This window comes from Ruminococcus flavefaciens ND2009 (assembly GCF_000621785.1).
Classification (GTDB): Bacteria; Bacillota; Clostridia; order Oscillospirales; family Ruminococcaceae; genus Ruminococcus; species Ruminococcus flavefaciens_C.
Genome location: NZ_JHXI01000012.1, coordinates 73,771 through 89,272 on the forward strand (window position 1 = coordinate 73,771; position 15,502 = coordinate 89,272).

Below are 15,502 nucleotides of genomic sequence, written 5' to 3' on the forward strand. Positions count from 1 at the left end.
TTTCATAAAGCGACGTATAATATTATTTGTCAGACCATTGCTTAATGTTCGGTGATCGCTGATAACCGTTCAATATCTGCGGGGAAAGGAGGCTTTTTCATGATATATATGCTTGAGGACGAGGAGGGCATCAGGAATTTCGTCATATATGCCCTGGAAAGCTCTGGCTTCGGCGCCAGGGGCTTTGAGGCTCCCTCAGATCTGTATGAGGCTGTGAAGGAGGAGCTTCCCGAGCTGCTGCTCCTAGATCGTATGCTCCCCGAGGAGGACGGTCTGGAAGTGCTGAAAAAGCTGCGCAGTGCTCCGGAAACGAGAAAGCTGCCCGTTATAATGCTGACCGCGAAGGGCACGGAGCTTGACAAGGTGGAGGGGCTGGACAGCGGCGCCGATGACTACATAGCCAAGCCCTTCGGCACTATGGAGCTCATATCACGCATAAAGGCGCTGCTGAGACGTACTGCCGACAGCCCTGCGGACACTGACAGGCTTCAGCTGGGCGGCATATCGGTGTATCCCTCAAAGCACGAGGTCTTTGCCGGGGGCGAAAAAGTCACACTTACGCTGAAGGAGTACGACCTGCTGCTGATGCTCATGAGAAACAGGGGACAGGTTTTCTCCCGCGACAGTCTCCTCAGAGAGATATGGGGCTATGACTTCGCAGGTGAGAGCCGCACCGTTGACGTTCATATAAGGACTCTCAGACAGAAGCTGGGCGACTGCGGAGAGCTGATCGAGACTATCCGCGGAGTGGGCTATAAGGCAGGTGACGGCGGAATTGACTAAGAAGATATTTCTCAGCATAATCACCATTTGCAGCCTTTCCGTTGTGGCTGCCATAATCATAGTCACCGCCATACTCTACGGTGCTTCCGCTGAGCTGGCAGCCTCAGAGGTGAGGACGGACGCAAAGCTCATAGCCTCCGCAGTGGAGAAGAGCGGCGACAGCTACTTTGAGTCTGCCGATATAGATAATGATATTCGTGTGACCTGGATAGGCAGGGACGGCAAGGTGCTCTTCGACTCTGAGGAGGAAGCCGCCAAGCTGGACAACCACGCCGACCGCAAGGAGGTGCGGGAAGCCGTGAAAAAGGGCGAGGGCAGCTCCTCACGCTATTCCGCCACCATAATGCAGAAGACCGTTAATCACGCTGTAAGGCTGTCAGACGGCTCCGTCATAAGAGTTTCGGGAGTACATACCTCCCTGACGGCTCAGCTGCTGAAGGTGCTGACACCAATGCTGCTGACTCTGGCTGTACTGGTGCTGTTTTCGGCGCTTGCTGCCTCAAAGGTGTCACGAAACATAGTCAAGCCCATAAACGATATAGACCTTGCTCACCCGAGCAATATAAAGGGCTATGAGGAGCTTGCCCCACTTCTGGATAAGCTCCGCAGCCAGAATATAAAGGTAACACGCCAGATGGATGAGATACAGAGCCGCCGTGAGCAGTTCGCCCTCATGACCGAGAGCATGACCGAGGGACTTATCATCGCAGACCCCAAGCTCAGCGTACTCACCTGCAATTCCAGTGCCAGAAGGCTCCTTGGAGCAGGCTCCTTCACCGAGGGACAGAGCATCTACGCCCTCAACAATTCCGATATTTTCAGGCGCTGTCTCCTCAATGCCCTGGGCGGCAGGCGCTCGGAGTGCATACTGAGGATAGGAGACGGTCAGCGAGAGGTCATCGCCAGCCCCTCCAATACCATAGATACGGTCTGCGGACTGGTTGTGTTCATCATGGACGTCACCGAAAAGCAGGAGCTTGAGACCATGCGCCGCGAGTTTACATCGAATGTGTCCCATGAGCTGAAAACTCCCCTGACTACCATCTACGGAACTGCCGATATACTGGCAAACGGCATGGTGAAGCAGGAGGACGTGGCGCAGTTCGGCGGGAATATCCGCAGCGAGGCGGAAAGGCTCATAAACCTGATAAACGATATTGTCTCACTCTCCAAGCTGGACGAGGACTCCGCTCCCCGCGAGAATGAGAGCGTGGAGCTCTATAGCCTTGCGGAGGAGGTCTTGGACCGCCTGAAGCTCAGTGCAGAGGAAAAGGGCGTAGCGGTCTCAGTGTCGGGGGAAAGAGTATCCCTCATGGGAAGCAGGACTATCCTGGGAGAGGTGCTGTACAACCTCTGCGACAACGCCATAAAATACAACGTCAGCGGCGGAAGGCTGGACGTGAAGATAGCCCATATCCCTCAGCGCGCCATTATCACAGTCAGCGATACGGGAATGGGCATACCGAAGGAGCATATCGGACGTATCTTCGAGCGCTTCTACCGTGTGGACAAGAGCCGCTCCCGCAGGATCAAGGGCACGGGTCTGGGACTTTCCATAGTCAAGCATGGCGTTATGTACCACAACGGCACTGTCCATGTTGACAGTGAAGCAGGCAGGGGAACGGTGTTCACCGTTGAGCTGCCCATAGAGAAAAAACAGTGAGGTGTTCTGATGGGAAACAGTATTACGGCTGAGGAGCTGGCAAAGCTTGAGAGCGGCTCCTATGCGCTTATAGATATACGTGACGGCTCTGCCTTTGAATACGGTCATATCGACGGGGCGGTGAATATCGCTCAGGAGGATATTGCCGCAGCGGAGCTCCCCGGGGATAAAAAGCTCATCATCTGCTGCCGCAGCGGTATCATCAGCCGCGATATAGCCGACGAGCTCTGCGATAAAGGCTTTGACGCATACAACCTTGAGGGGGGCTATGTGGAGTGGCTCAGGCTTAAAATGGAGAACAGCCAGGTCACCGAGGCTGTGGAGCTGAGCCTGCGGAAGAAGTTCAAGAAGTCAATATGGTGCAAATTTACCAAGGCGATAAACGAGTATGAGCTGGTACAGCCGGGAGACAGGATAGCCGTCTGTATCTCGGGCGGCAAGGACTCAATGCTCATGGCTAAGCTCTTTCAGGAGCTGAAACGCCATGACAAGTTCCCCTTTGAGGTGGTGTTCCTTGTGATGGACCCCGGTTACAGTCCCGAGAACCGCCGTGTTATCGAGGAGAATGCCCGGTCAATGTCTATACCCGTACATATTTTTGAGTCGGATATTTTCGATTCGGTATACAATATCGAGAAGAACCCCTGCTATATCTGCGCAAGAATGAGAAGGGGCTATCTCTACAGCCACGCAAAGGCTCTGGGCTGCAACAAGATCGCTCTCGGTCATCACTTCGACGATGTTATCGAGACTATCCTCATGGGTATGCTCTACGGCGGACAGGTCCAGACCATGATGCCAAAGCTCCACAGCACCAATTTTGAGGGCATGGAGCTCATACGTCCCCTTTATCTGGTAAGAGAGGCGGATATAAAGCACTGGAGGGACTACAACGGTCTTCATTTCATACAGTGCGCCTGCAAGTTCACCGATACCTGCACCACCTGTGCTCCCGACAGCCGCTCGGTGTCCAAGCGCCTTGAGATAAAGAACCTCATCGCGGAGCTGAAAAAGGTGAATCCGCAGGTGGAGAAGAATATCTTCCGCAGCGTGGAAAATGTCAACGTCAATACAGTCATTGCCTATAAGGACAACGAGGGTGTCCACCGCTTTACCGACAGCTATGATATGTGCTAACATAAATCAAAATTTTGCGGAGCAAAATTATGATTTGAGCCCTTAGCCGTTAGCTAATGTAGGGGACGCCGCCCCCGGCGTCCCGCGAGATATATTACACGCCCAACGGGACGTCGAGGACGCCGTCCCCTACAAATGTAAATTATGATTTATCTTAGCAAATAAAAAGCCCCTGAGCATTTCAAGCGCTCAGGGGCTTTCTGCACTGTATCACTGCCAGAATATTATCAGATCCTCGGCAGCGTCGAGAAGGTGCGGGAAATGTCTCAGCAGCGAATCCTCGGGATTGCCGCAGTTCAGGGCGGTGGAGAACACCATGGTCACTGCCATTATGGCGGCAGTTATAACGTATCTGCTCCTGTACTCCGAGGGCGTTTCGCTGCTGCGGAGTATGCCCGTTATGGTTATCATGAACAGCAATGGCATGAAGTCGAATATGTAGTGGGCTACTATGCCGCCCATGCAGAAGTCCAGCCAGGCGGTGATGACAGAGACTGCCAGAGATACGCATATCAGCAGCCTTCTCCTGCGGTATTCCGCAGAATTCTCCTTCCTGCCGATGGCGTGGGGCAGCAGGAACATTCCCAGCAGTATCACGGGATAGCTCAGTACGCCGCAGCCGGAGGCTATGTAGAAAAAGCGGGTATAGTTATCGCGGTCTATGGGGAAGGTCTCGATGAAGGGGAATGATGTCCTGAAACGGCAGGGCTGTACGAAGTAGTGCAGCAGCGCATCGGGGAGATAGGTCAGCGATATGTCGTTGGCAGCGGGATTATTCACTGTCAGCTGATATATATTGCCGAACTGGAAGGGGGAGTCAAAGCGGGCGTTGTTGTAAAGCATTATGAGCACCGCTCCCACCGCTACAGGCAGCGTAAAGCTTGCAGCCTGTATTAGCCGGTGAGTGAGGCTAAGCTTCTTATTGCGGAGTATATCCACGAAAAATGGTATGAGCACCACCGCACACAGTGATATGGTGGGACGGGAGCCCACACACAGCGCCAGTGCCGCTCCGCTGACAAACAGCAGCAGACAGCGCTTCAGCTGTTTCTTTGTGCATACAGCGGTGAAGCCTGACGCAAGGCAGAGCATAAGGAAGCATATTCCTGCGGCGGAGGGCAGTGTGTAGCGGTCTATCCAGCTTCCCGTGTGCCATATGCCGACGGTCGCCGCGGCTGTAGGCATCAGAAGGAGCAGCATGAGCAGGTTCGCCTTCAGCTTCGCAGCCCTGACAAAGGCGAGAATGGCTGCGCAGACGAATAGGGAGCCAAGTACCGTAAAGAAATTGTTCGCTGTTGCCAGTGTGGGGATAAATCCCGTCAGCTTGTAGTAGGGATAGTAGAAGGTGACAACGGGAGCAGCGCCGAAATAGCAGTAGTAATGCCCCTTGTAGAAGGCGTAGTCCCAGTTGAAGCCCACCTGGAGCTCAGCACGGAGATTGTTGTCATAGGGGTCTGACATCTCCGCAAGACGGGGGTCCACCTCAAGGTCCAGCCAGGACTGCTTTTTCATAAAGGCGTCAAAGGTGGCGGCAAATGGGTCGCTGCCTATATCGGGAGTGTCGGGATAGGGACGTCCGTGCTGGTCGGGGACTGCCAGGAAAGTGGCAGATATTACCACTGCCAGGGTCATGGCGGCAACTGCAAATATATGTGAGGTCTTCTTTCTGTCGTATACCACGCTGTAGAAGCGGTATTCCTTTATGGCTGCAACGATTATGCACAGTATCAGCAGGAAGAAGTACCTTGCGTCCGAAAAGCTGTAACGGGGAGCACTCAGGGCTCTTATGCCGCTGATAGTCAGGTCGGTATTGGTGCGCTCGATGAATATTGACATGGTCCTTACCTTTCCGTAGGGGCGGAAGGTCATGGAGAGATGGGTATCGTTTCCGCTGGGGTGCTTGTGCTGCACCACGAATTCACTGGAGGTCAGGTCATCGTCGGTCATCTTCATCTTCACATCAAAGGGGACAACGTCCTTTTCGCCCTTTATGTCCATTTCAAGGGCACGGGCGTCTTTAGGAAGAGAATTAAGATAAATGAAAGATGTGCTCTTTATGCGTATATTGTTGTCCTCGGTAAGCTCTGTATCGTCATCTATGCCCACAGATGTCAGAGGTATTTCCGTTATATTTTTTGTGCCTGTGAAGCTCTTTCCGTTGAAGATGAGTACCTCCGAAGCTATAAGCACAGCCGCGCAGACAGCGCTCTTTTTCAGCAGTCCTGACAGCCTTTTGTCAACGCGGTGACAGACTGTGACTGCGGCAAAGCTAAGCAGTGAGACTGCCGTTACGGCTGCGGCGGAAAGTCCCTTATCGCCGGCTATCATGTTTGCGGAGGCAAGTGCCGCAAGCATCAGCATACCGCCGCTCAGCACCAGAAAAACTGAAATGAGCTTTTTGGGAACAGTGGGCTTTGCTTTTTTATCGGACTTTTTCTTCGCGATGATTATGTCCGCAGCGAAGGCGGCTCCGAAGCATAGAAGGGGGATAATTACAGGCAGGATCATGATCGAGTCACTCCTTGAAATTAATTGTACATATATTAGACGATTATGTTATAAAAAACTCTCACATAAATTAAAAAAATTTTTCGTGCATTTATTTCCATGTAATAAAAATTACACCGAAGGCTATAATACTATCACGGCATCAATTTTTTTTCAAAGGAGAAACAGCAATGAGCAATAACAGCAATAACAAGGGCGTAATGACACAGAAGGGCAGAGAGGCTCTCGAAAGATTCAAGATGGAGTCCGCTAACGAGCTGGGCATCGACCTCAAGGAGGGCTATAACGGTGACCTTACCTCAAGAGAGGCAGGCTCTATCGGCGGCAGCATGGTCAAGAAGATGATCGACTCATATAAGATGCAGTAACAGCTGTATCATAATAAAAAAGGGAACGCTTAAGGGCGGTGCTCATATAGCAGTTTATGCGTAATTATCGGGGAAAAACCTTTCTGAGGAAAGGTTCTTCCCCCGAGCCCCTTTTCCAAAGACTTTATAACTGAATTTAGCCCATACAGGGCGCTCCCAGTAAATTACTGGTTTCCACATCTTGTGGAGCGCCCTGTATGGGCTAAATTTAATGCTAAAAGTTTTAGGAAGGGAGTTTGAGGGAGAACCCTTTCTCAAAAGGGTTTCCCTCAATATCACCCGTAAAACTTCTGTACGAGTGTCGCCCTTATGCGTTCCCTTTTCGTTATTTCAATGTATCCGGTCTTTGCCGAAAAAAGCGTTGTTAAGTTGCTTCAATTCTGCAATGTTGTAGCTTTTCCCAAGGTATATGACTTCATCTGCGATATGCTTTATAAATTCGTCGCTTCCCACAGGAAGGACCACCAGTGCGCCGCTGTCTGTAAGCTCATGCAGCGCTTTTAATAAGTTAGAGCTGCACATTCTCTCGTAAAAAGCGCTTGAATTGTACGGGGCAAAGTAGATGCGCTTGTTCTGAGCATATCCATAGGCAGAAGAGGCTCTCCAGCGCTCTCCGCTCAGTCCTGTGAACTTTCTGTTGTATCGTTCTTCGGTCAGCAGGAACCTTCCGGCGATGTCCTGAAAGCTCATGGTATCTGAGCGCCGCGACAAGGCTTTTTCTATTGATCTTTTCACCTGATATTTGCCGTAGGGCTCTCGTGAGGGCTCCAGATTCCATGATACATCACAAAGGTCCTGACGGCTTATGGGGCTGCCGCTGTAACAGACCCTGACTTCCTCAAATTCTATCCTTCCGCCCAGAAAATAGGATAAATACTCACAGCCCAGACCGTATTCGCTTACCAAGCCGTAAATTTTACCGCTCTCAAAGGTCAGATCCTTGTAATACCATGTGTCATTAAGCTCTGTGCTGTGACCTGCAATGCATGATGTACAGGCTGAGGTGTCGAGCTTTATTGTAAATTTATCGTTAAATCCCTTTATCATAATATTTACCACCAGATCATGTGTTATTGGTCATATTATAGCTGTCTGACCTTCGGGAGAGAACGTCATTTCAGCAGCCACGCCACCAGTATGCAGACTGTGAAGCCGATCATTGCCGATACTGCGCCGAACAGTGCCTTCATCAGATTGCTGTTGCCTTTTTTTATGCGCTCGGCAGAGATCTCTTCAAGGGGCTTGCCCTCCATATAGGCTTTTATCTCCTTGTAGGTGGTAAGATCGTTTGCCTTTTTCAGCTTCTCCACCTTTACGGCAGTAAACAGTGACACCGCGGTGATGACTGCCCATATGGCACCGCCGACCCAGCCAAGGTACTTGATAAGGGGCAGGGGAGATACTATCATTATAATGTACTCCGCCGCAAGCACCCATGCCAGGGCATTGAATTTCTTTACCTCATTTTTGCTGATCTCGTTGTTCATAGTTTCAACATCTCCTTTAACTAATTCGTCAAGAGATATATTGAAAAGCTTTCCGAGAATGAGGAGGCTGTGGATATCGGGATAGCTTTTGCCGTTCTCCCAGTTTGATATGGTCTGGCGGCTGACATAAGCATTTTCCGCAAGGGTCTCCTGGGACCACTTGAGTCGGGTCCTGTGCTTTTTGATCTGATTTCCGATCTCCATATTTCCTCCTTCGGAGCTTTTTCTCCTGACAGATACCAGTATACCTGCCCCGTGAGAAAAATGCTACCAATCTGTTTTTACATCTGAAAAAAATGCTGCAAAAAGCCTTTGACAACTGACGGAAAAGCCATGTCAAAGCCCTTTTACATCCCGAAATACAGGCAAATGCGAACATCAAAAAAGACGGAGCGGCTGCCCTGTCTCTTTTGAGATAATATCACTTGTTCTTGCGTCTTACCAGTACCGCTACCAGCTCGGGACCTATGTTTGCAGTAACAACTGCACCGATGCTGCCGTACATCTCAGCTTTTCTGCCCGTCTTTTTATAGAGTTCCTTCTCCACTTCCTTTGCAAGGGTGTTGTCCTTGCCGTGTATCATCAGGTATGGAGTCTGGGGAGTCATATTCTTCTCTACTATCTCTGCCAGCTTGGGAACGATATTCTTCTCGCCCCTTATCTTGTCAACGGTAGTTGTGGTGCCGTCGGCGAAAAGGATAACGGGCTTGAGACCTAAAAGCTCTCCCGCAAAAGCCTTTGCTGCGGAGATACGTCCCGACTTCTTGGCGTACTTGAGGTTGTAGGGAACTGCGTATATGCCGCATACATTGAACCAGTCCTCCAGATAAGCCACTATCTCCTCGGCATCAGCGCCGCGGCGGATCTTCTTTGCGGCTTCCATAAGGGGATAGCCGTAGAAAAGGGTGTAGCACTTGGAGTCAAGGTTGAAAATGCGGATCTTGTCCTTGGCTTCGGGAACATTCTCGAAGAAATCGTTCTTTCCGATGAGTGAATTATTGTATGTGCCCGAGCCCTGGGAGTTGATGGACACACTGATTATATCGGTATAGCCCTGGTCAAAGAGCTCCTTGTAGGCTTCCTCAAAGGTGACGGGAGATATTTGCGAATGCTTGGGTATCTCGTCTGTCTTTTCGAGGAGCTCATAGAATTCCTGAGTTGACTTGTCTATAATCTCACGGAAGCTCTCGCCGCCTACGGTGAGGGTGAAGGGGAGCAGCTTTATCCCCAGCTCCTCAATGGTCTCCTTTGAAAGGTCGCAGCATGAATCGGTAAGTAATGCTATCTTTGACATAATAATATCTCCTTTACCATTCGTATTTTGTCAGTTTTCCCTCACGGGAAAGGTCGGGGTAGTCCCACTGTCTGAGGACCTCATATACCGCTATGGCTACGGAATTGGAAAGATTAAGGCTCCGCAGCTCATTGCGCATGGGTATCCTTACGCAGCTATCGGGATTATCGCGGAGGAGCTCCTCGGGAAGTCCCTTGTCCTCCCGTCCGAAGACGAGATAGGCGTTATCTGGGTATTCCGCTTCACTGTGGACGTGAAGTCCCTTGGTGGTGAAGTAGAAGAAATGCCCGTCCTTGTTCTTCTCAAAGAGGTCCTCAAGGCTGTCGTAGTATGTGATGTCAAGCTTGTCCCAGTAGTCCAGACCTGCACGCTTGAGGTGCTTGTCGCTTACCTCGAAGCCCAGGGGGCGTACCAGGTGGAGCCTGGCGCCCGTGACGGCGCAGGTACGGGATATATTTCCCGTGTTCTGGGGGATCTGGGGTTCAACCAGGACGATATTAAGGTTCTGCATAATTATCCTTCTGTTATTTATAATAGTATCGTTCTCCTCTGTAAGGAGGACGCGGTGTTTACTTGGCTGAAAGCGTCTTTATACAGCAGCTGTCTCTGCCGCTGCCGGAAGCAGAAAAGGGCTGTGAGTTTTATTTTCATGGCGTCTCCTTTTCAAAACAGAATAATTCTTATCAAAGTACAGATAATATCATCGTCCGAAGAAACGGACAATAACTGACGGGAGTGTTTGAAATGGATATTAAGTCACTTGCCAAAGGTGCAGCCGCAGGTGCGGCGGTAGGTTTTGCCTGCTATGCGCTCTCAAGCGCACGTCCCATTAAGAAGATGAGTATAAAGCGGGACGCAGGAAAGGCTCTCAGAGCCGCAGGAAATCTCCTGGACGATATAAAGTCGGTAATTATGTAGGCTCGCCGGAGTTGCGTCTGTAGCCTAAATAGCTCTCGAGTATGAGCACAGCCGCAACAGCGTCCACAACAGCCTTGCGCTTCTTGCCGCGGGTGTTGGTGACGTTGAGGGCGTTATGCGCCGAAACTGTGGTGCAGCGCTCGTCCCAGAGCTTTACGGGACAGCCTGTGAGCTTTTCAAGCTCCTCGGCGAAGAGCTTGCATTTCTCGGCTCTTTCGCCGACTGTTCCGTTCATATTCATGGGATAGCCCACCACTATCTGCTCCGCACGCTGCTCCTTTGCGAGAGCGGCGGTCTTTTCTATACATTTATTGAAGTCCTTTTCCGCGATGACCGTCACGGGGGAAGCTATCATCTCGCTTTTGCCGCAGACAGCTATGCCCGTTCTTGCGTCGCCGAAGTCCACAGACATGATTATCATAATATACCGCCTTTTCCTCAACCCGTGTACATGGGCTGATTTTTGGTTTACATTATATTATAACATAAACTGCACAAAAATGCAAGGTACGTGGGATAAGAGCTCTTGCGTGTCAGAATTATAGTGTGAAAACGGCGGGGACGGCGTTCTCTGCTGCAAAGTCGGAGACTGTATGTATCAAGTGTTCAGACCAATGTGGAAAAACGCGAAAAATTATGAAAACTAATGAAATAGTGAGATAAATGCAAAAAAATATCTCAAAAAGCCCAAAATCAACCGCGGACGACGTTTGAAGTTCGTATGAACCTGTGATATAATCATATCATCGTCAGAGAGGAGTTAAAGACTATGAATAGACTTATTCCGGGTACTACAATGAAATTTTCCGAACAGGCAAGAGAATCGGCATTTTCGCTCATCTCTCCCGTTCTTGAAGCTACAGGCGGACTTACTCTTTCCCAGCTCTCAAAGCTCACAGGTCTTGAGGGCACCACTATCCAGAACTGGATAAAGCGGGGCTGGGTATCCGCTACCAAGGGCAAGAAATACTCAGAAAAGCAGATACTTCGCATACTGCTTATCAATATGCTCCGCAAGGCTATGAAGCTGGAGGACATTGCAAATCTTATGCGCTACATAAACGGCGATGTGGAGGATACCTCAGATGACATCATCGAGGAGGTCCTTCTCTATGATATTCTTTGCAGGATAATCTTCACCGCCGAGGACGAGGGCGCATTCGACAGCGACCAAATCAAAACTCTCGTCGCCCGTGAGGTGGCAGAGAATACCAGGGAGATCGCCGATGACGACAAGCTTAGAAAGGCTATGTTCGTCATGGTAATGGGGTACAGAAGCGGTTTCCTCAGAACTGAGATGGAGAAGGGTCTGGAGATCATTCTCGACGAAATGTAAGTCAAATGGGGCTATACTATGAAAAATGAAGATGTAAACAAGAAAACCGTTCATAAGGGGCAGGACTCGTATTTTGCGTGCTTTATGTGTATCGGAATGAGCGTGGGGATGCTCATAGGACAGATGGTTTTTGATAATATGGCGCTTGGAATGGGAATAGGGATGTCCATCGGAGTTGCCATAGGTGCCGCTCTTGACGCCGAAAAGCGTAAGAGCTCCGATACGGGGGAAAGCACTGAAATTGATACGCAGGACCGCAATGAATAAAAGTCTTTCGGGGGAAATGACGGCTGCTCTCGGAGCGGCAATGAAAGCTGTTCTCATTCTCCGTTCGGGGGGACGGAGAGTGAGTACTCATCTGACCTGGTTAGGGATTCGAAGCTGAAATAAGGGAAAGCTTCATTTAATAACAGTGCGCAGAGGTCTGGGGGGACCGAAACGCACAGGGGTAAACAACTTTGTATAACGACGAAGCAATAGTGACACAATAGCCATGATATAGGGGTGATCGGGGAAAAGATTGCTCTGCCGCATAGGGGTATGCGGACAAGCTTCCTCTTATGAAATGCAAGCATATAACATGATTTCAGACGGATCTCTGAAGGGATAAGGGGATTATCTCTTAATAAGGGGAAAAGAAAAAGCTCATGCAGGGGTGCATGGGCTTTTTCGCATATTATCTCAGTTTAAGGAGCCTTTCCGCATTTTCGTGGAAGATGAGCTCCTTTTCTTTTTCCGTCAGGGGAAGCCTGTTTATCATGGCTATCTCGTTGGCGGGATCGTCCCAGGGACAGTCGCTGCCGAAGAGTACCTTGTCCGCTCCCTGCTTACGGATTATGCGGAGGAGCTGATCGTCCTCGATATATCGGGAGATAACTCCCACATCGAACCATAGGTTTTCGTATTTCCCTGCGGTGTATCTCTCAACATCGTCCCACATTCCCAGTCCGCCAAGGTGTGCGGCGACTATGGTGAGCTGTGGGAAGGCTTCCGCAAGAGCCGCGAAGCTTTGCGGAGTTGCTCTTATGACGTCCTCGGAGTATGGGTCCCAGCCGCCGTGGAAAACGGCTATGAGACCAAGCTCCGCTATTTTTTCGTATACGGGGAACATTCTCTCCTCATTGGGAGCGAATTTCTGATACTCGGAATGGAACTTGACACCGCAGAGCCCCAGTGACTTTATACGCTCTACCTCCCGGACTGCGTCCTCTGCGTCGGGGTGGACTGTGCCGCAGCAGTATAGCCCGTCCCCCATTATCTCAGCCGCCCAGTTGTTGATGGTGGTCTGCTGTGAGGGCTTTGTAGCCACAGGCAGGAGCAGTGCTCGGTCTATGCCGTTTTCTGCCATTTTTCTGAGGAGACCTGCAACAGTGCCGTCGGTGGCGGGAGTTATGCCGCTGGTGTCGGAAAGTCCCGAGACAGCCCTTTCCGCAAGGGCATCGGTAAATGCGTGGGTGTGAAAATCAAAGTACCTCATGGGGGGCGTCACTCCATAACGTGTTCCATTGCGTGGTAGAAAATGGTCTTTACATGGTCATCGCAGAGGGAGTAGAATATGGTCTTGCCCTCGCGGCGTGAGCTGACAAGGCGAGCCTGCTTCAGCACTCTCAGCTGATGAGAGATCGCCGACTGGGTCATTCCCAGCAGCCTTGCTATGTCGCAGACGCACATCTCGCTCTGACAGAGCACGAATATTATCCTTATTCTTGTGGAGTCGCCGAAAACCTTCAGCAGCTCCGCCGCGTCGTAGAGAACGGCTTCGTCGGGCATCACCTTCGATACCTTTTCAACTATGTCCTTATGGACGCCGTGGGTACCGCAGATATGTTCCTCCATAATTTCCTCCTATGATGTGAATATACAGACTGCCCCCACTGCACAGGCAATGCCGATAACGGTGCCCACAGTGCAGGTGATACAGGCAAATCTGTCGAAAACGAATTTCTTGTTTCTGCTGAGGAATACCGTATAGCCCTTGTCCTTGCGGTAGAGTCTGCTGAGCAGGAAGCTCTCCGCAGGGAAGATATTGGGGTATTCCGTTCCGTCGATGATGTAGTAGGCGTTTTTGAATTTGCTTGTGGGGCTCTTGTCTATGCGTGAGAACACAGCTTTGTGCTTTTTTGCAAAGAGCAGCCGCACAAAAAAGAAGCAGAGGAACAGCATGGAAAACGCAAATCCCGCTATTATAAGCGAGGCGCCGGCAAATACGAGAAATATGGGCTTAACGCCTATCACCAGACAAAGTACCACTATGACCGCGATAACTGCGATGGCTTCCACGGGCTCACCTCCTGCATTTATGACGGATACGCCTTTCCCGGCGTTACCAGGGCTTTACAGTGCCGATTATGTCCTTTACCGACTTTATTCCCTTGCTGTCCAGCCAGTCGTTCATCTCCCCGGCTATCCTTACGGGAGCGTAGGGGTCTGTGAAGATAGCGGCGCCCACCTGTACTGCGGAGGCACCTGCCATCATCAGCTCAATGGCGTCACGTCCCGAGGACACGCCGCCCATGCCGATAACGGGGATATTAACGGCGTTTGCCACCTGCCATACCATGCGTACAGCTATGGGGAATACCGCAGGACCGCTCATACCGCCTACGTTGTTGCGGAGAATGGGTCTGCCTGTGTTTATGTCTATCCTCATGCCCAGGAGAGTGTTTATCAGTGAAACTGCGTCTGCACCTGCGGCTTCAACGGACTTTGCAATATCCGTGATGCTGGTCACATTTGGTGAGAGCTTCACCACAAGGGGCTTTGTTGTAGCTGCGCGGACCTTCCTTGTTACCTCCGCAGCCATTTCGCAGCTGGTACCGAAGGCTGCTCCGCCCTGCTTTACGTTGGGGCAGGAGATGTTCAGCTCAATCATGTGGACGTCGGTGTCCTCCAGCTTTGCAGCTACCTCAGCGCACTCCTCGGGTGTAGCACCTGCGATGTTGGCGAGGACTACAAGGTCCTTGGTGAGCAGGTAGGGGAGCTCGGTGCTGATGAAGTGGTCGATTCCGGGGTTCTGGAGACCTACGGAATTGAGCATTCCCGAGGGGGTCTCAGCTATTCTGGGAGCAAGGTTTCCCGTGCGGAGATGGAGTGTGGTTCCCTTTGTGGCGATACCGCCCAGCTTTTCAAGAGGGAAGAGCTCCTCGTACTCCCTGCCGTAGCCGAAAACTCCCGAAGCGGGGATTATGGGGTTCTTGAAGTCTGTACCGCAGACTCTTACAGAAAGATCAGCCATTACCAGAGTACCTCCTCAGCGTTGAATACGGGACCGTCCTTGCAGACGTGGGCGAAATATTCCTCATCGTTTCTCTTTGTGCGGCAGGCACAGCCCAGACAGGCTCCTATGCCGCAAGCCATCCTCTCCTCAAGGGAGATCTGGCAGAATATGCCTTTTTCCTTGCAGATAGCGGCGATACCCTTCAGCATGGGCATGGGGCCGCAGGCATAAACTGCGTCTATGCCGCCTTTTTCGGCAAGCTCGGTAAAGGGCTGTGTGACGAAGCCGTGGATACCTGCCGAGCCGTCGTCGGTGCAGAGCACGGTCTCGGCGCCTGTGCTGCGGAAGTCGTCCTGAAGTATCACCGCAGAGGCATTCCTGAAGCCGCTTATGGCAACTGCCTTTTCACCGTAAGCCTTTGCAAGGGGCAGCATGGGAGGAGTTCCTATTCCTCCGCCTATGAGAACTACCTTTTTGTAGGAGCTGTCCACGGTAAAGCCGTGACCCAGGGGCGCCAGCATATCTATGAGGTCGCCCTTGTTGAGCTTTGCGATCTCTGCCGTTCCCTCGCCGCGTATCTCGAAAACTATGCGGAGGGTGCCCTTTTCCTTATCTATGCCGCAGATAGAGATAGGTCTGCGGAGAGTGTAGCCCTTTGCCCTTATGTGTACGAACTGTCCGGGACAGGCAGCCTCAGCAACTTCGGGACATGAAATGGTGAAGCTGTATATCTCACGGGCAATGGCGTGTTTTTCAGTAATGATATACTGACCCTGAGTATATTTCATAAA

18 protein-coding genes are annotated in these 15,502 nt (G+C 51.1%); 7 read left to right on the forward strand and 11 right to left on the reverse strand.

The features are described from left to right. The first annotated feature begins 99 nt into the window (after positions 1–99). From T488_RS0104085 to T488_RS0104095, 3 genes are read left to right on the forward strand one after another with little or no spacing between them, the layout of a single operon-like run. Positions 100–783 (forward strand): winged helix-turn-helix domain-containing protein, encoded by a 684-nt coding sequence (locus tag T488_RS0104085; RefSeq protein WP_028519698.1) that lies wholly within the window; start codon positions 100–102, stop codon positions 781–783. Beyond that, positions 776–2,446, forward strand: coding sequence for a sensor histidine kinase (locus T488_RS0104090; protein WP_028519699.1), 1,671 nt, complete (start codon positions 776–778; stop codon positions 2,444–2,446). Before T488_RS0104085 ends, T488_RS0104090 begins: the two co-directional genes overlap by 8 nt. Positions 2,447–2,455: 9 nt before the next feature. Continuing rightward, positions 2,456–3,583: an ATP-binding protein gene (locus T488_RS0104095; RefSeq protein WP_028519700.1), complete on the forward strand. Its 1,128-nt coding sequence runs from the start codon at positions 2,456–2,458 to the stop codon at positions 3,581–3,583. A gap of 210 nt (positions 3,584–3,793) precedes the next feature. Here the strand turns inward: T488_RS0104095 and T488_RS0104100 are convergent, their stop codons facing one another. Continuing rightward, on the reverse strand, positions 3,794–6,091 hold the full coding sequence (locus tag T488_RS0104100) for a hypothetical protein (protein ID WP_028519701.1): 2,298 nt from the start codon (positions 6,089–6,091) through the stop codon (positions 3,794–3,796). Positions 6,092–6,261: 170 nt separating this feature from the next. On the opposite strand from T488_RS0104100, the gene T488_RS0104105 reads away from it, so the two are divergent. Beyond that, positions 6,262–6,459, forward strand: a complete 198-nt coding sequence (locus tag T488_RS0104105) for an alpha/beta-type small acid-soluble spore protein (RefSeq protein WP_028519702.1) — start codon at positions 6,262–6,264, stop codon at positions 6,457–6,459. A gap of 330 nt (positions 6,460–6,789) precedes the next feature. On the opposite strand, the gene T488_RS0104110 is transcribed toward T488_RS0104105, so the two are convergent. The 4 genes from T488_RS0104110 to trmL all read right to left on the reverse strand — a co-directional run bounded on the left by T488_RS0104110 (position 6,790) and on the right by trmL (position 9,751). After that, positions 6,790–7,506, reverse strand: a complete 717-nt coding sequence (locus tag T488_RS0104110) for a hypothetical protein (RefSeq protein ID WP_028519703.1) — start codon at positions 7,504–7,506, stop codon at positions 6,790–6,792. A 65-nt stretch (positions 7,507–7,571) separates the two neighbouring features. Continuing rightward, on the reverse strand, positions 7,572–8,150 hold the full coding sequence (locus T488_RS0104115) for a helix-turn-helix domain-containing protein (RefSeq protein ID WP_037297054.1): 579 nt from the start codon (positions 8,148–8,150) through the stop codon (positions 7,572–7,574). Positions 8,151–8,367: 217 nt separating this feature from the next. Continuing rightward, entirely contained in the window at positions 8,368–9,240 is an 873-nt protein-coding gene (locus T488_RS0104120) for a DegV family protein (RefSeq protein ID WP_028519705.1), read from the reverse strand. Positions 9,241–9,253: 13 nt separating this feature from the next. Continuing rightward, positions 9,254–9,751 (reverse strand): tRNA (uridine(34)/cytosine(34)/5-carboxymethylaminomethyluridine(34)-2'-O)-methyltransferase TrmL, encoded by a 498-nt coding sequence (gene trmL, locus T488_RS0104125; protein WP_028519706.1) that lies wholly within the window; start codon positions 9,749–9,751, stop codon positions 9,254–9,256. A 233-nt stretch (positions 9,752–9,984) separates the two neighbouring features. Here trmL and T488_RS19780 point away from each other — a divergent pair, with 233 nt between their 5' ends. After that, positions 9,985–10,158 (forward strand): hypothetical protein, encoded by a 174-nt coding sequence (locus T488_RS19780; protein ID WP_173330340.1) that lies wholly within the window; start codon positions 9,985–9,987, stop codon positions 10,156–10,158. On the opposite strand, the gene ruvX is transcribed toward T488_RS19780, so the two are convergent. Further along, a complete protein-coding gene (gene ruvX, locus T488_RS0104135) occupies positions 10,151–10,579 on the reverse strand; it encodes a Holliday junction resolvase RuvX (protein ID WP_028519707.1) in 429 nt (142 codons plus the stop codon). The two genes, T488_RS19780 and ruvX, sit on opposite strands and share 8 nt — an antisense overlap. Before the next feature lie 348 nt (positions 10,580–10,927). Here ruvX and T488_RS0104140 point away from each other — a divergent pair, with 348 nt between their 5' ends. Together T488_RS0104140 and T488_RS16925 are read left to right on the forward strand one after the other, a co-directional pair. Further along, entirely contained in the window at positions 10,928–11,494 is a 567-nt protein-coding gene (locus tag T488_RS0104140; protein ID WP_028519708.1) for a DUF1836 domain-containing protein, read from the forward strand. Between the two features lie 18 nt (positions 11,495–11,512). Beyond that, entirely contained in the window at positions 11,513–11,761 is a 249-nt protein-coding gene (locus T488_RS16925; protein WP_037297056.1) for a hypothetical protein, read from the forward strand. Between the two features lie 409 nt (positions 11,762–12,170). On the opposite strand, the gene T488_RS0104150 is transcribed toward T488_RS16925, so the two are convergent. Genes T488_RS0104150 through T488_RS0104170 form a run of 5 tightly spaced genes read right to left on the reverse strand, consistent with a single transcriptional unit; the run spans position 12,171 to position 15,499 of the window. Then, positions 12,171–12,971: an amidohydrolase family protein gene (locus T488_RS0104150; protein WP_028519709.1), complete on the reverse strand. Its 801-nt coding sequence runs from the start codon at positions 12,969–12,971 to the stop codon at positions 12,171–12,173. A gap of 8 nt (positions 12,972–12,979) precedes the next feature. Next, a complete protein-coding gene (locus T488_RS0104155; protein WP_028519710.1) occupies positions 12,980–13,330 on the reverse strand; it encodes an ArsR/SmtB family transcription factor in 351 nt (116 codons plus the stop codon). Between the two features lie 9 nt (positions 13,331–13,339). Continuing rightward, the gene (locus T488_RS0104160; RefSeq protein WP_028519711.1) at positions 13,340–13,774 is read right to left on the reverse strand and encodes a hypothetical protein; all 435 of its coding nucleotides are present in this window, start codon (positions 13,772–13,774) and stop codon (positions 13,340–13,342) included. Between the two features lie 43 nt (positions 13,775–13,817). Beyond that, entirely contained in the window at positions 13,818–14,729 is a 912-nt protein-coding gene (locus T488_RS0104165) for a dihydroorotate dehydrogenase (RefSeq protein ID WP_028519712.1), read from the reverse strand. Then, on the reverse strand, positions 14,729–15,499 hold the full coding sequence (locus tag T488_RS0104170; RefSeq protein ID WP_028519713.1) for a dihydroorotate dehydrogenase electron transfer subunit: 771 nt from the start codon (positions 15,497–15,499) through the stop codon (positions 14,729–14,731). Before T488_RS0104170 ends, T488_RS0104165 begins: the two co-directional genes overlap by 1 nt. Between the last annotated feature and the right edge of the window lie 3 nt (positions 15,500–15,502).

What these genes read in the sequence shown, in the direction of transcription:
- T488_RS0104085 (WP_028519698.1), top strand. Translation starts at nt 100, where the DNA reads ATGATATATATGCTTGAGGACGAGGAGGGCATCAGGAATTTCGTCATA.
- T488_RS0104095 (WP_028519700.1), top strand. Translation starts at nt 2,456, where the DNA reads ATGGGAAACAGTATTACGGCTGAGGAGCTGGCAAAGCTTGAGAGCGGC.
- T488_RS0104100 (WP_028519701.1), bottom strand. Translation starts at nt 6,091, where the DNA reads ATGATCCTGCCTGTAATTATCCCCCTTCTATGCTTCGGAGCCGCCTTC.
- T488_RS0104105 (WP_028519702.1), top strand. Translation starts at nt 6,262, where the DNA reads ATGAGCAATAACAGCAATAACAAGGGCGTAATGACACAGAAGGGCAGA.
- T488_RS0104110 (WP_028519703.1), bottom strand. Translation starts at nt 7,506, where the DNA reads ATGATAAAGGGATTTAACGATAAATTTACAATAAAGCTCGACACCTCA.
- T488_RS0104115 (WP_037297054.1), bottom strand. Translation starts at nt 8,150, where the DNA reads ATGGAGATCGGAAATCAGATCAAAAAGCACAGGACCCGACTCAAGTGG.
- T488_RS0104120 (WP_028519705.1), bottom strand. Translation starts at nt 9,240, where the DNA reads ATGTCAAAGATAGCATTACTTACCGATTCATGCTGCGACCTTTCAAAG.
- trmL (WP_028519706.1), bottom strand. Translation starts at nt 9,751, where the DNA reads ATGCAGAACCTTAATATCGTCCTGGTTGAACCCCAGATCCCCCAGAAC.
- T488_RS19780 (WP_173330340.1), top strand. Translation starts at nt 9,985, where the DNA reads ATGGATATTAAGTCACTTGCCAAAGGTGCAGCCGCAGGTGCGGCGGTA.
- ruvX (WP_028519707.1), bottom strand. Translation starts at nt 10,579, where the DNA reads ATGATAATCATGTCTGTGGACTTCGGCGACGCAAGAACGGGCATAGCT.
- T488_RS0104140 (WP_028519708.1), top strand. Translation starts at nt 10,928, where the DNA reads ATGAATAGACTTATTCCGGGTACTACAATGAAATTTTCCGAACAGGCA.
- T488_RS16925 (WP_037297056.1), top strand. Translation starts at nt 11,513, where the DNA reads ATGAAAAATGAAGATGTAAACAAGAAAACCGTTCATAAGGGGCAGGAC.
- T488_RS0104150 (WP_028519709.1), bottom strand. Translation starts at nt 12,971, where the DNA reads ATGAGGTACTTTGATTTTCACACCCACGCATTTACCGATGCCCTTGCG.
- T488_RS0104155 (WP_028519710.1), bottom strand. Translation starts at nt 13,330, where the DNA reads ATGGAGGAACATATCTGCGGTACCCACGGCGTCCATAAGGACATAGTT.
- T488_RS0104165 (WP_028519712.1), bottom strand. Translation starts at nt 14,729, where the DNA reads ATGGCTGATCTTTCTGTAAGAGTCTGCGGTACAGACTTCAAGAACCCC.
- T488_RS0104170 (WP_028519713.1), bottom strand. Translation starts at nt 15,499, where the DNA reads ATGAAATATACTCAGGGTCAGTATATCATTACTGAAAAACACGCCATT.